The sequence below is a fragment of the Streptomyces macrolidinus genome, from assembly GCF_023887685.1.
GTDB lineage: Bacteria > Actinomycetota > Actinomycetes > Streptomycetales > Streptomycetaceae > Streptomyces > Streptomyces macrolidinus.
On record NZ_JAMWMR010000028.1, the window covers coordinates 33,744 to 45,973 of the forward strand.

Consider the following 12,230-nt stretch of genomic DNA (forward strand, 5'->3'; position numbering starts at 1 on the left):
GGCAGTGTCACACAAGGGTGGCGGGTCCCGGCAAGCCCCCGGAACGCGACCGTCCGGTGGTCCGGCGGCTCAGTGCCGTCCCGCCACCCGGTCCGCGATCCGGGCCAGCTTCGAGGACTCGGCGCTGTGCGTGGTCAGTTCGCGCCGGTCGGCCGTGCGGTAGGTGGCGTACATGCCGTGCACCCCGAGCCAGCGCAGCGGCTCCGGCTCCCACTTCCGCACCCGGTGGTTCACCCACGGCAGCGCGGTCAGCTCGGTCGCGCCCGCCTGGCCGGAGTCCTGCTGGACCAGATCGCGCAGCGTGCGCGCGGCGAGGTTCGTGGTGGCCACGCCCGAGCCGACGTAACCGCCCGCCCAGCCGAGCCCCGTGGAGCGGTCCAGGGTCACCGTGGCACACCAGTCGCGCGGCACCCCGAGCACGCCCGACCAGGCGTGGGTCACGTTCACCCCGGCGAGTGACGGGAAGAAGCGGACGAGGATCTCCCGCAGGGCCTCGACGGTGGCCGGCTGGGTGCGGCCGTCGTTGTCCGTGCGCGAGCCGAAGCGGTAGGGCACCCCGCGCCCGCCGAGCGCGATCCGGCCGTCGGCGGTGCGCTGCGCGTACATGTACGCGTGCGCCATGTCGCCGAGCGTCTCGCGGCCCTCCCAGCCGATCTCCGCCCACTGCTCGTCGGTCAGCGGCTCGGTCGCGATCATCGAGGAGTTCATGGGCAGCCAGGTGCGCCGCTGGCCCTTCAGCGACGCCGTGAACCCCTCGGTGCAGCGCAGCACATAGGGCGCTCGGACGGTGCCGTACGGCGTCACCGCGTGCTTCGGGCGGATCTCCGTGACCGGGGTCTGCTCGTGGATGGTCACGCCGAGCGCCTCGACGGCCGCCGCGAGGCCCTTGACCAGCTTCACCGGGTGCAGCCGCGCCCCGTGCGGGGTCCAGGTCGAGCCGACGGCGTCCGCGACACGGATCCGCTCGGCGGTCTCCGTGGCGCCGTACAGCTCGCGGTCCTTCTCGCCGTACGACAGCTCGTGCTCGTGGAACGCCTTCAGCCGGGCCAGTTGCGCGGGCGTGTACGCCACCTCCAGGACACCGCCGACGTATACGTCCGCGTCGATGCCCTCGTCCTCGGTGACCCGTACGACCTCGGCGACCGTCTCGTTCATCGCCTGCTGGAGCCGTACGGCGGCCTCGTGGCCGTGCAGCTTCGCGTACCGGTCGCGGCCCGCGACGCCGTTGTAGAGCCAGCCGCCGTTGCGCCCGGAGGCGCCGTAGCCGCAGAACTTCTGCTCCAGCACCGTGATCCGCAGGAACGGCGCGGCCTTCTTGAGGTAGTACGCGGTCCACAGGCCGGTGTAGCCGCCGCCGACGATCACCACGTCCGCGGACGCGTCCCCGGCGAGGGGCTCCCGCGGGGCGGGGAGGCCGTCGTCCGCGTACCAGTAGGAGACACCGCCGTTGACCACGCTGTTCGCTGCGCTGCTCATGCGCGGGACGTTAATCCCTGAGAGCGGCCAGTGTCTCCTTCGGATTCCATGGTTCTCCCCGCCCCACCACCAGCGGTCGGCAGGCCAGACCGATCACCGCCGAGACGAGATGTCCGAACCTGGTGAAATCGGGTGCGAGGGCGAACGGGGTCCCGCACACCAGCAGGACGCCCGCCAGATACGCGTACCGCCAGGGCGACGCGATCCGGTACGTGAGCACCGCCACCACCCCGACCAGCGCGTAACTCACGCCTATGTCAAGGGCGTTGACCGCCGAGCGTGGGGCGCTGCCGTCCCGGATGGCGAGCAGCAGCGCGCCCTCGCTCGCGAGCGTGGCCAGGACGTGCGCGGCGAGGCACACGGCCAGCCAGCGCACGGTGCCCAGCCAGCGCTCCGCCTGGGCGTGGAAGACGGTGTAGAGCACGGCGTACGGCAGGACGTATCCGCCCTCTGTCCACATCGCGCTGGCGATGAGGGCCCGTACGGGGTGGGACGACAGCTCGTGGAGGTTCGTGGAGCGCTTGCGCAGGAAGTGCTCGGCCACCCCCGGAGGCATATGGCGCAGGGCGACCGTGGTGAGGCACAGGAGCAGCAGCCAGAGGTAGGTCCCCGGGGCGCTGCGGACGTAGGCCGCCGCTGCCCCGGGCAGACGTCGGAAACGTATGCCCCGCTTCACACTCGCCAGTATCGTCGGGGAGGTGATTCCGGTGCCTGGCGAGCTGGCCGCCTCACAGGAGATGTTCAACGGGGACGCGGGGCGCGCGTTCGTCGCGGACCTGCCCAGGCGGGCGGCGGAGTTCCTGGAGCGCTGGCGGCTGCGGGTCGACGGGCCGTCGATGTACGGGGTGTGCGCGCTGGTCCTTCCGGTGCGCCGGGCCGAGGGGACACCGGCCGCGCTGAAGCTCCAGCTCCTGGACGCGGAGAGCGCGGGCGAGCCGCTCGCGCTGCGGGCCTGGGGCGGCGAGGGGGCCGTACGGCTGCTGGAGCACGACGAGGCGACCTGCACGCTCCTGCTGGAACGCCTCGACCACGAGCGCGCGCTCACGGACCTGCCGGACGCCCGCGAGGCCGTCCTCGTCATCGCCGAGCTGCTGGCCCGGCTGACCTCCCGGCCCGCCCCGGCGGGAATACGCCGACTGGGCGACATCGCACAGGGGATGCTGGAGCAGGTGCCCCGGACGCTGGAACGCATCCCGGACCCCGCCGACCGCCGACTGATCGAGGACTGCGCGGCGGCGGTCCGCGAGGTGGTCTCCGAGCCCGGCGACCGCCTTCTGCACTGGGACCTGCACTACGCCAACGTCCTCGCCGCCGACCGCGCCCCCTGGCTGGCCATCGACCCCAAGCCGCTCGCGGGCGACCCCGGCTTCGACCTCATGCCCGCCCTCGACAACCGCTACGACCCCGCCGAGACCCGGTGGCGCTTCGACGCGCTGACAGGCGCCCTCGGCCTGGACCGGGAGCGGGCGCGGGCCTGGACGCTGGGGCGGGTGCTGCAGAACTGCCTGTGGGAGATCGATGACGACCGCCCGCTGGAGACGGTGCAGTTGGAGATCGGACGCACGCTGCGCGGCTGACGTCGCCGGGCCCGCGGAGTCGGGGGCCCGGCGAACGTCGGCCGTGTGGGCGGCTGTTCACGTCGTGGCGTCACGCTCCCAGCGGTAGAAGCAGTGCGCCATGGCGTCCTTGGGCGAGCGCCAGGTCTCCGGGTCGTACGCGCTGACGTACGCCGACAGGCGCTCGCTGATGTCCCGGAACTCCGGGTGCCCGACCACCTTGGCGATGGCGGGGCCGGGGTCCCGCTCGGACTCGACGAGATGCATGTACACGTCCCCGAACTGGAAGAGGCTGCGCCGGGCCACCCCGACGAGGTGCGGCAGCTCCCCCCGGTCGGACTCCGCGAACACCTTGGCGATGTCCGGGGCCGAGCCGGGGGCCATCCGGGCGACGATCAACTCTTGGTACATCGACCTGCTCTCCGTCCCGTACTCCCGCTGGATCAGTCGGCCAGGACCGAGGCCGGGCGGTGCTGGGCCGCCACCTTCTCGATGCGGTCCCGGATGAGCTCCATCTGGATCTTCGAGTTGCGGTTGATGTTGTCGGTCATCCAGGCGTCGTCCACGGGGGCGTCCGGCTTCATCTCGAAGTCCTGCGCCCACACCATCCGGGTGCCCTGGGCCACCTCCTCGTAGCGCCAGCGGATGTCCATGTACGCGAAGGGGCCCGGCTCGACGCGGCGGGCCTTGACGCTGAGCCCGGCGCGGTCCGTCTCCCGCTCCGAGACCCAGCTCCACACCGTGCCCTTCTCATCGGGATGCATGGTCAGCCGGAACGTCGTCTTCGCGCCCTCGCGGGAGAGGATCTCCACGGCCGCGTACTCACTGAACAACTGCGGCCAGTTCTCCAGGTCGTTGGTCATGTCCCACACGAGGTCCAGCGGAGCGGCGATGATGATCTCGTTCTGCGTGTGTCCGGCCATGATCAGGCTCCTGCCATCAGGGTGCTGTTGACGAGGTCGAGGAACTGCCGGGGCGTCTTGCACCGCTCGGCGTCCGGCGGCATCGGCGTGCCGTGGCGGTTCTCCAGTTCGCCCACGATGCCGAGCAGGCCCAGCGAGTCGAGGCCGAGCGAGTCGAAGGCGGAGTCGTACTGCTCCTCGAGGTCCTGCGGGGCCACGGTGATACCGGCGGCCTGCTTCATCAGCTCGGCCAGTTCTTCGAGGGTGATGGATGCGCTCATGCGGTTCCTCTCCTTTGCTCCAGGGCGGCCTCGCTGCGAGGCGTCGCGTGGTCGGTCGTTCGCCCCTCGGTCCTCGGCTGTCGGTCGTTCGGTTCTCTCAGGAGGCGAGCCGCAGTACGAGGGCCGAGTTCGACCCCATGAGTCCCCGGCTGAGGACCAGCGCCGTGCGCGGTTCGGCGGCGCGGGCGCGGCCGGTCACCAGGTCGAGGTCGTGGCAGATGTCGAAGACGTTGGGGGTGGGTGGGATCAGGCCGTGCTCCATCGCGAGCACCGCCGCGGCCGTGTCCAGGACGGGCGCCGCGCAATAGCCGCGCCCCGTACCGGTCTTGGGCGCCGTGACCGGCACCTGTCTGCCGTGCGGGCCCAGGGCGTCGGTGATCGCCAGCGCCTCGGCGCGGTCGGCCTCCGGTACCCCGAGGGCGTCGGCGAAGACGACGTCGACCTCCTCGGGGGCGCAGCGCGCCTCGCGCAGCGCGCCGCGGATCGCCTGGGCGAGCCCGTCGCGGGACAGCTCCCAGCGAGAGGCGCCGGTGAACGTCGCCGCGTGTCCGGCGATGACGGCCCGGACCGGTACGCCCCGCTCCCGGGCCCTGGTCTCCTCCTCCACGACGAGCATGGCGCCGCCCTCGGCGGGCACGAATCCGCGGGCGCCCTCGGTGAAGGGGAGGTAGGCCCGCGCCGGGTCCTCGGCGGTGCTCAACTCCTCGTAGCCGAGCTGGCAGACCATCGAGTACGGGGCCAGCGGCGCCTCGGTGGAACCCGCCATGATCGCGTCGGTGCCCCGCTGAACGGCCCGCGCGGCATGCGCCAGGGCGTCCAGGCCGCCGGCCTCGTCGGCGGCGACGACCGAGCAAGGGCCCTTGAAGCCACGGCGTATGGAGATCTGACCGGTGCTGGCCGCGTAGAACCAGGCGATGGACTGGTACGGGCCGACGAACCGGCTTCCCTTGCCCCACAGCCGCTGCAGCTCGCGCTGCCCGAACTCGCCGCCGCCGGATCCGGCGGCGGTGACCACGCCGAGGGAGAACGGCGCGCCGTCGACATCGGCCTGGCCGAGCCGGGCGTCCGTCAGCGCGAGGTCGGCGGCGGCCATCGCGAAGTGCGTGAACCGGTCCGTCTGGACCAGATAGCGCTCCTCGACGGCCGCCGACGCGTCGAAGGAACGGACCTCACCGGCCACCCGCAACGGCAGATGCTCGCACCCTTCGCGGGTGACCCGGTCGAGGATGCTCACTCCTTCCTGGGTGGCCTTCCAAAACGCGTCGGTGCTCGTTCCGTTGGGCGCGACGACGCCGATTCCGGTGACGGCGGCACGCCTGACGTGCGGTGCGTTCATCGTGTCCTCTCCCTCGGCCGGGTCAGGATCACCGCGGACTGGAATCCGCCGAACCCGCTGCCCACGGAGAGCACGCTGTTCAGTCTCCGTTCGCGGGCCACACGGGGCACGTAGTCCAGATCGCATTCGGGGTCGGGGGTCTCGTAGTTCGCGGTCGGCGGCACGACCTGGTGGGCCAGCGCCAGCACACAGGCCACGACCTCGATCGCCCCGATCGCCCCGAGGGAGTGCCCCACCATGGACTTGATGGAGCTCATGGGCGTGTCGTAGGCGTGGTGGCCGAGGGCCCGCTTCACCGCGGCCGTCTCGTGACGGTCGTTCTGCCGGGTGCCCGAGCCATGGGCGTTGACGTAGTCGATCGCCGAGCCGTCGAGCCGGGCGTGGTCCAGCGCGACGTCGATCGCCCTGGCCATCTCCAGGCCTTCCTTGGTCAGGCCGGTCATGTGGTAGGCGTTGCCGAAGGTGGCGTATCCGCCTATCTCGCAGTACACGTGCGCGCCACGGGCCCGTGCGTGTTCCAGTTCCTCCAGGACGAGCACCGCGCCGCCCTCGCCCATGACGAACCCGTCACGGTCGGCGTCGAAGGGGCGGGAGGCGTGCGCCGGGTCGTCGTTGTTCGGGGACGTGGCCTTGATCGCGTCGAAGCAGGCCATGGTGATCGGTGAGATCGGCGAGTCCGACGCCCCGGTCACACAGATGTCGGCCCGGCCCTCCTCGACGGTGTGAAAGGCGTAGCCGACCGCGTCGAGGCCCGAGGTGCAGCCCGTGGAGACGGTCTGCACCGGCCCGCGGGCCCCGAAGCGCTCCGCCACCATGGAGGCCAGCGTGCTGGGCGAGAACGCACGGTGAAGATGCGGGTCCGCCTCGCGGTGGTCCACGTCCCAGCGTTGGCCGTGATGGCTGACCTGGACGTAGTCGTGTTCCAGCCGGGTGGTGCCGCCCACCGCGGTGCCCAGCGAAACGCCCACCCGCCAGGGGTCCTCCCGGGCCAGGTCGAGCCCGGCGTCCCGGACGGCCTCGTCGCCCGCGGCCAGGGCGAACTGGATGTACCGGTCGGCGCGTTCGACGTCCTCCGGCGCGAGCCCGTGGGCCGCCGGGTCGAAGTCGCACTCGGCGGCGATCCGCGAGCGCAGGCTGCTCGGGTCGAAGAACGTGATGCCCCGCGTCGCGGTGCGGCCCGCCGCGAGCAGGTCCCAGAACGCCGGTACACCGATGCCGCCCGGTGCCACGATGCCTATACCGGTGACCGCCACACGCCGGGTCATGAAGGAACCTGGTCTCGATCGGCCGCCCCTGCTCCCTCGGCGGCGGCGACCGGGACGGCGGCGTCGTCCTCGGTGTCGACATGGCCGAGCTGCGGGCGCGGTGCGAGCGGTCCGAGGTGGAAGACGAGCCGGGCCTCCTCGTCGCCGACGTTGCGGAAGCGGTGGCGCATATAGGCGGGGATCATGAGCCCCTGCTCGGGCCGCAGCGGGGTGGGCTCACCGTCGAGGTCCACTTCCAGTTGTCCGCAGATGACGTACACGAACTCCTCGGAGTACGGGTGATAGTGCTCGCCGATGCGGTCGCCGGGCTGCACGATGGCCACGCCCATGAATCCGCTGGTGGACCCGACCGTGGCCGGGGTGAGCATGGCGCGCAGATCGCCTCCGCGTCTGCGGTTGGGGTCGGTCTCGCTGAGATCCACGATTCTGGGACGGGGTTTGATCACGTCGTTCCTCCGATGGTGTGCGTGCTGCGTCGGCGGGGCTCGGCCGACGGGGCCGGTCAGGCACGAGGGCCCGGTCAGGCACGGGGCCGGTCAGGCCGTCGACGCGTGGCGGTCGGTGACGAGGTCCATGCGGGCGAACTCGAGGAAGCCCTTGAGGTCGCCACTGTCCAGCGCGGACGCGTCCGGTCCGGCGGCGGTGTCGACGAGGGCCGCCAGCTCGGCAGCCTGCTCGGGGTCGCGCAGACCGAGCGAGCGGACGGGGTCGGCGGCGAGGCCGCCGCGTACGTCGATCAGCCGCACCACGATATCGTCGCGCTGGAAGATCGTGCTGCCGCAGATGGGGCCGGCCGGGTTCTCCGCCTGGGCCTCGTCGTGTTCGGAGAGCAGCCGGGCCAGCTTCATCCCGCAGCCGGGGCGGGCCGGGTAGTACAGGGCGTGCCGCTCGGCGTCCGGGTACTCCTGCCCGGCCGTCACATGGTGCACGGCGGGCAGCGCGGCACGGGCGAAGAACATCCGGGCGGCCTCGGGATCCTCGAAGTCGCGCTCCTGCTCCAGATACGGGTTGATGGCCTCCTCGACGGCCCGTACCTGGGGCTGCCGGGCGACATGGCGCAGCGCCGCGAGCAGGTCGCCCTCGACCTCGATGGCCCGCACGACCCGGTTGCCGTGCATGAACAGGGAGGTGCGGCACAGCCGTGTGGTGTCGTCGACCCGCGCCTCGGGCGCCGCGTAGTTCGCGAGGATCTTGGCGACCTTCGGCACACTGTCCGGCTTGACCGTGAAGGTGATCGCGTGGCGGATCACGCCGTCGCCGATGCGGGGAGCGTTCCGCAGCCGCCGGTCCTCGGAGGCGGCCGGAACGCCGACGCCGGTCTCACGCATGATGTGGAAGCGCATCGACCGGGTGTCGCGGATACAGGTGTTCATCGGCCGCACCATCTGTACGTGCTCTTCGCTGTTCACCCAGGCGAGGAAGGGCGGAGCGCTCTCCCACTCACTGGTGATGAGCCACTGGGAGGGGTTGTCGATGGACTGGCAGATCTGGTCGCTGACATGGCCGGGGACCTTCGCGACCTCGCCGCACAGGTGCTCGTACGCCTTCAGGAACTCCGGCTGCATGCCGTCGTGGACGTCCACCAGAAGGACGACCCGAAGACGGGAGCCGTCGAACACGGACTGGGAGACTCGTTTCGTCGCCGGCCGGGTCGTCGGTCCTGAAACACGTTCAGACGTTGTGGTCATTTGAGGGCACATCTCCTTCACCGGGCGGAGGTCGACGCCGAGCGCGGGTGACGCGACGTCAGCGTTCCTCGATCGTGTTCCGGCCACAGGAAGCGCGCGACTCGTATGAACCACGTGGGTGAAGGGGCGTACCTCCCGCGCCCGGACGGCGGAGGACCGGCCGTACGGGAGGAGTGCTTGACCCTCACGTGGCGTGATGCCGCAGCGTCGGGTGCGTGGAACAGCACCTGACCGTGGGACGCGTGGCCGAGCTGGGCGGCGTGAGCGTCCGCACGCTGCATCACTACGACGAGATCGGCCTCGCGCGCCCGTCCGCACGGACCGCGGCAGGCTACCGGGCCTACTCTGCGGCCGACGTGGAGCGCGTACGGGAGGTGCTCGCCTACCGGCGGCTGGGCTTCGGACTGCGCGAGATCGCGGCTCTGGTCGACGACCCGGCCGCCGACGCGGTCGCGCATCTGCACCGGCTGCGCGGCCTGCTGCTGGAACAGCGCGACCGCGCTGCCGCCGTGGTGGCGGCCATCGACAGGGAACTGGAGGCACGGGCGATGGGGATCGACACGCCGCCGGAGGAGCAACTGAAGGTGTTCAGAGCGCAGTTGTACGAATCCATCGGGTCCGCGTAGCCGACGCCCCGGCGCACCGAGCCGCGGATCGCCGTGCGGATCCGGGACGTGCTCGGCGGTTAAGCGGGACTGCCGTCAAGAACTACCGTCAACGCCCTCACGACCATGATCGTGAGGGCGTTGTCCCAGGTAGTTCATAGAGCCCCCTGTCGGATTCGAACCGACGACCTTCGCTTTACAAGAGCGGCGCTCTGACCAGCTGAGCTAAGGAGGCCTGCACGTGTGTGCCCGTGCAGTGTACCCAGGTCCCGCTGTGGCTCCGGCGGGAATTCCCGGGAACTTCGCCCTCCCCCCGGTACTGACAGGGCGAGGTGACGCCGGGTACCGTCCTGAACCAGTTCACTCGTGTGGACTACACCACAACGGAACCCCGTCGTGGCTCACCACCTTTACAACGGATCGTCCGGCACGTTCCTGCCGGTGAAGGGGGCCCATTCACCATGGCCACTGTCTCGTTCGACAAGGCGACCCGGGTCTACCCGGGCTCCGACAAGCCCGCCGTCGACGCGCTCGACATCCAGATCGAGGACGGGGAGTTCCTCGTCCTGGTCGGCCCGTCCGGCTGCGGCAAGTCCACCTCGCTGCGCATGCTGGCGGGGCTGGAGGACGTGAACGCCGGTGCCATCCGGATCGGTGACCGCGATGTCACGCATCTGCCGCCCAAGGACCGGGACATCGCCATGGTGTTCCAGAACTACGCGCTCTACCCGCACATGACCGTCGCGGACAACATGGGCTTCGCGCTCAAGATCGCCGGGGTGCCGAAGGCGGAGATCCGCAAGAAGGTCGAGGAGGCCGCGAAGATCCTCGACCTCACCGAGTACCTGGACCGCAAGCCGAAGGCGCTCTCCGGTGGTCAGCGTCAGCGCGTCGCCATGGGCCGCGCCATCGTGCGCGAGCCGCAGGTGTTCCTCATGGACGAGCCGCTGTCCAACCTCGACGCCAAGCTCCGCGTCTCCACCCGTACGCAGATCGCCTCGCTGCAGCGCCGTCTCGGCATCACCACCGTCTACGTCACCCACGACCAGGTCGAGGCCATGACGATGGGCGACCGGGTGGCCGTGCTCAAGGACGGGCTGCTCCAGCAGATCGACACCCCGCGCAACATGTACGACAAGCCCGCCAACCTGTTCGTCGCCGGGTTCATCGGCTCCCCGGCCATGAACCTGGTCGAGGTCCCGATCACCGACGGCGGGGTGAAGTTCGGCAACAGCGTGGTGCCGGTCAGCCGCGAGGCGCTGAAGGCCGCCACCGACAAGGGGGACCGTACGGTCACGGTCGGCGTCCGGCCCGAGCACTTCGACGTGCAGCAGGGCGACGGCGCCGCGTCCGCGCTCTCCAAGGACGCCCCGGCCGGTCTGGCCGTCTCCGTGAACGTCGTCGAGGAGACGGGCGCCGACGGGTACATCTACGGCTCCGTCGAGGTCGGCGGCGAGCACACGGACCTCGTCGTGCGCGTCAGCAGCCGCGCGGTCCCGGAGAAGGGCGCCACCGTGCACGTCGTACCGCAGCCGGGCGAGACCCATGTGTTCTCGACGTCGACGGGCGAGCGTCTCTCCGACTGACCCGAGCACGAGCACGACACCGAGAGGGTCCCGCGGTCGGCCGCGGGACCCTCTTCGCCGTCAACCGTCGTCTGCGGACACCCACCATCGGCCTCCGCCAACCGCCAAGTCTCCGGCGAACAAGGGCAATTCACGCGGCCCGCGTCAACCCCGTACCCACAATTCACGGGTTCCGTATCCCTCGAACCGGTGACTAAATGTCGCCAAATCACTACCTCGCGCTACGCTCGCTCGCGTGAAGCACTCCACTACTCCACGGGCACGGCGCGGCCGTGGCCCCGCTCTCCGGGTCGGCCGCACCCTCGCCCTCGTCCTGCCTGTCGTCCTGGTGCTGTCCGGGACCCTGGCGGTCGCGCGCGTCAACTGGTCCGGGAACCCTTCGAGTTCGGTGCTCGCCGCCTCGGAGGCGATCCCGGCGAAGGGGGCGGCGCACGGCTCCGCCCGCGCCCCGCAGGACGTGCTGCGCGACCGGCTGCTGCTGGAACTCCAGCAGGAGAACCCGGGCGTCGCGCTCACCCACCTCCAGCAGGCCGTGAACGGCCGCCCGGCGCTGGCCAAGCACTGCACGTCCATCGCCCGCGCCCTCGGCCGCGCCGCGGTCCGTGTCTACGGCGCCTCCCGTGCGCAGTCCTACGCCCGCCCGGTCTGCGACACCTCCTTCGCCTCGGGCGTGGCGCAGCACGGCTGAGGTGCGCCCGGCGCCAGGGCATACCGCCCGAAACGGCTGACGGGGCGCGACGTACAGTGCGGGTCATGACCGATCCGCACGCCGCCTCGCGCCCCGTTCAAGCCGTCATCCTGGCCGGCGGCCAAGGCTCACGGCTGCGTCCCTACACGGACGACCGCCCCAAGCCGATGGTGGAGATCCCGGGCACCGGGACCCCGATCATCGGCCATCAGCTCGCCTGGCTCGCCGAAGAGGGCGTCACGGACGTGGTGGTCTCCTGCGGCCATCTCGCCGACGTCCTGGAGGACTGGCTGGCGTCGGCCGAGCTGCCCGTCCGCGTCACCACGGTCGTCGAGACCGAGCCCCTCGGCCGCGGCGGCGGTCTGCGCCACGCCGCCGCGCGCCTCCCCCACCCCGACCAGCCGTGGTTCGCGACGAACGGCGACATCTGGACCCGGTTCTCGCTGCGCGACATGGCCGACTTCCACACCGAGCGCGACGCGGTCGCCACGCTCGCGCTGGCGCGTCCGCGTATCCCCTGGGGTGCCGTCCAGACGGACGGCTTCGGCCATGTCACGGACTTCATCGAGTCCCCGCCGACGACGTACGAGGTCAACGCGGGCGTCTACGTCTTCTCCGCCGAGTTCGCCGACCTGCTTCCCGAGCGCGGCGACCATGAACGTACGACGTTCCCCCGCCTGGCCCGGGAGCGGCGGCTGGCCGGCTTCCCGATCCCGCAGGGCGCGTACTGGCGGGCCATCGACACCGCGAAGGACCTCACGGAGGCGGCCAGGGAACTGGCGGCGCTCGGGCACTGAGAGCTGCTCCGGTACTGAGAAGCGAGAGAGCAGTGGGCCCCGTGCACGAG

At 71.1% G+C, this 12,230-nt stretch carries 13 protein-coding genes, 1 tRNA gene and 1 pseudogene; 5 read left to right on the forward strand and 10 right to left on the reverse strand.

The window, feature by feature from the left end:
- Window positions 1-69: 69 nt before the first annotated feature.
- Both NGF19_RS25035 and NGF19_RS25040 read right to left on the reverse strand, forming a co-directional pair.
- The gene (locus NGF19_RS25035; protein WP_252427622.1) at window positions 70-1,476 is read right to left on the reverse strand and encodes an NAD(P)/FAD-dependent oxidoreductase; all 1,407 of its coding nucleotides are present in this window, start codon (window positions 1,474-1,476) and stop codon (window positions 70-72) included.
- A gap of 10 nt (window positions 1,477-1,486) precedes the next feature.
- Window positions 1,487-2,152 carry a rhomboid-like protein gene (locus tag NGF19_RS25040; RefSeq protein ID WP_252427623.1) on the reverse strand — a complete coding sequence of 222 codons (666 nt, stop codon included), beginning with the start codon at window positions 2,150-2,152 and terminating at the stop codon, window positions 1,487-1,489.
- Here NGF19_RS25040 and NGF19_RS25045 point away from each other — a divergent pair.
- Complete coding sequence (locus tag NGF19_RS25045; RefSeq protein WP_252427625.1) at window positions 2,139-3,053, forward strand: aminoglycoside phosphotransferase family protein; 915 nt, start codon at window positions 2,139-2,141, stop codon at window positions 3,051-3,053. The two genes, NGF19_RS25040 and NGF19_RS25045, sit on opposite strands and share 14 nt — an antisense overlap.
- Before the next feature lie 57 nt (window positions 3,054-3,110).
- Here NGF19_RS25045 and NGF19_RS25050 read toward each other — a convergent pair whose 3' ends face one another.
- From NGF19_RS25050 to NGF19_RS25080, 7 genes are all read right to left on the reverse strand, one after another.
- A complete protein-coding gene (locus NGF19_RS25050) occupies window positions 3,111-3,443 on the reverse strand; it encodes a TcmI family type II polyketide cyclase (protein WP_252427627.1) in 333 nt (110 codons plus the stop codon).
- 32 nt (window positions 3,444-3,475) lie between these two features.
- Complete coding sequence (locus NGF19_RS25055; protein WP_252427628.1) at window positions 3,476-3,955, reverse strand: SRPBCC family protein; 480 nt, start codon at window positions 3,953-3,955, stop codon at window positions 3,476-3,478.
- 2 nt (window positions 3,956-3,957) lie between these two features.
- Window positions 3,958-4,215, reverse strand: a complete 258-nt coding sequence (locus NGF19_RS25060) for a phosphopantetheine-binding protein (RefSeq protein WP_252427629.1) — start codon at window positions 4,213-4,215, stop codon at window positions 3,958-3,960.
- 97 nt (window positions 4,216-4,312) lie between these two features.
- On the reverse strand, window positions 4,313-5,551 hold the full coding sequence (locus NGF19_RS25065; protein ID WP_252427630.1) for a ketosynthase chain-length factor: 1,239 nt from the start codon (window positions 5,549-5,551) through the stop codon (window positions 4,313-4,315).
- Complete coding sequence (locus tag NGF19_RS25070; RefSeq protein WP_252427632.1) at window positions 5,548-6,816, reverse strand: beta-ketoacyl-[acyl-carrier-protein] synthase family protein; 1,269 nt, start codon at window positions 6,814-6,816, stop codon at window positions 5,548-5,550. The genes NGF19_RS25065 and NGF19_RS25070 overlap by 4 nt, the downstream gene beginning before the upstream one ends.
- A complete protein-coding gene (locus tag NGF19_RS25075; RefSeq protein WP_252427633.1) occupies window positions 6,813-7,262 on the reverse strand; it encodes a cupin domain-containing protein in 450 nt (149 codons plus the stop codon). The genes NGF19_RS25070 and NGF19_RS25075 overlap by 4 nt, the downstream gene beginning before the upstream one ends.
- Before the next feature lie 90 nt (window positions 7,263-7,352).
- Window positions 7,353-8,504, reverse strand: coding sequence for a SchA/CurD-like domain-containing protein (locus NGF19_RS25080; protein ID WP_252427634.1), 1,152 nt, complete (start codon window positions 8,502-8,504; stop codon window positions 7,353-7,355).
- A 242-nt stretch (window positions 8,505-8,746) separates the two neighbouring features.
- Between NGF19_RS25080 and NGF19_RS25085 the strand changes: the two are divergent.
- Window positions 8,747-9,127 (forward strand): annotated as a pseudogene (locus NGF19_RS25085) (MerR family transcriptional regulator); the annotation flags it as partial.
- A gap of 143 nt (window positions 9,128-9,270) precedes the next feature.
- Here NGF19_RS25085 and NGF19_RS25090 read toward each other — a convergent pair.
- Window positions 9,271-9,344 (reverse strand) — tRNA-Thr (locus NGF19_RS25090).
- Window positions 9,345-9,570: 226 nt separating this feature from the next.
- On the opposite strand from NGF19_RS25090, the gene NGF19_RS25095 reads away from it, so the two are divergent.
- From NGF19_RS25095 to NGF19_RS25105, 3 genes are all read left to right on the forward strand, one after another.
- Complete coding sequence (locus NGF19_RS25095; RefSeq protein ID WP_252427635.1) at window positions 9,571-10,695, forward strand: ABC transporter ATP-binding protein; 1,125 nt, start codon at window positions 9,571-9,573, stop codon at window positions 10,693-10,695.
- 235 nt (window positions 10,696-10,930) lie between these two features.
- Window positions 10,931-11,383, forward strand: a complete 453-nt coding sequence (locus NGF19_RS25100; protein ID WP_252427636.1) for a hypothetical protein — start codon at window positions 10,931-10,933, stop codon at window positions 11,381-11,383.
- Window positions 11,384-11,448: 65 nt separating this feature from the next.
- Window positions 11,449-12,180 carry a nucleotidyltransferase family protein gene (locus NGF19_RS25105; protein ID WP_252427637.1) on the forward strand — a complete coding sequence of 244 codons (732 nt, stop codon included), beginning with the start codon at window positions 11,449-11,451 and terminating at the stop codon, window positions 12,178-12,180.
- The last annotated feature ends 50 nt before the right edge of the window (window positions 12,181-12,230 follow it).

What these genes read in the sequence shown, in the direction of transcription:
- NGF19_RS25080 (WP_252427634.1), bottom strand. Translation starts at nt 8,504, where the DNA reads ATGACCACAACGTCTGAACGTGTTTCAGGACCGACGACCCGGCCGGCG.
- NGF19_RS25045 (WP_252427625.1), top strand. Translation starts at nt 2,139, where the DNA reads ATGCCCCGCTTCACACTCGCCAGTATCGTCGGGGAGGTGATTCCGGTG.
- NGF19_RS25050 (WP_252427627.1), bottom strand. Translation starts at nt 3,443, where the DNA reads ATGTACCAAGAGTTGATCGTCGCCCGGATGGCCCCCGGCTCGGCCCCG.
- NGF19_RS25105 (WP_252427637.1), top strand. Translation starts at nt 11,449, where the DNA reads ATGACCGATCCGCACGCCGCCTCGCGCCCCGTTCAAGCCGTCATCCTG.
- NGF19_RS25070 (WP_252427632.1), bottom strand. Translation starts at nt 6,816, where the DNA reads ATGACCCGGCGTGTGGCGGTCACCGGTATAGGCATCGTGGCACCGGGC.
- NGF19_RS25065 (WP_252427630.1), bottom strand. Translation starts at nt 5,551, where the DNA reads ATGAACGCACCGCACGTCAGGCGTGCCGCCGTCACCGGAATCGGCGTC.
- NGF19_RS25060 (WP_252427629.1), bottom strand. Translation starts at nt 4,215, where the DNA reads ATGAGCGCATCCATCACCCTCGAAGAACTGGCCGAGCTGATGAAGCAG.
- NGF19_RS25035 (WP_252427622.1), bottom strand. Translation starts at nt 1,476, where the DNA reads ATGAGCAGCGCAGCGAACAGCGTGGTCAACGGCGGTGTCTCCTACTGG.
- NGF19_RS25055 (WP_252427628.1), bottom strand. Translation starts at nt 3,955, where the DNA reads ATGGCCGGACACACGCAGAACGAGATCATCATCGCCGCTCCGCTGGAC.
- NGF19_RS25095 (WP_252427635.1), top strand. Translation starts at nt 9,571, where the DNA reads ATGGCCACTGTCTCGTTCGACAAGGCGACCCGGGTCTACCCGGGCTCC.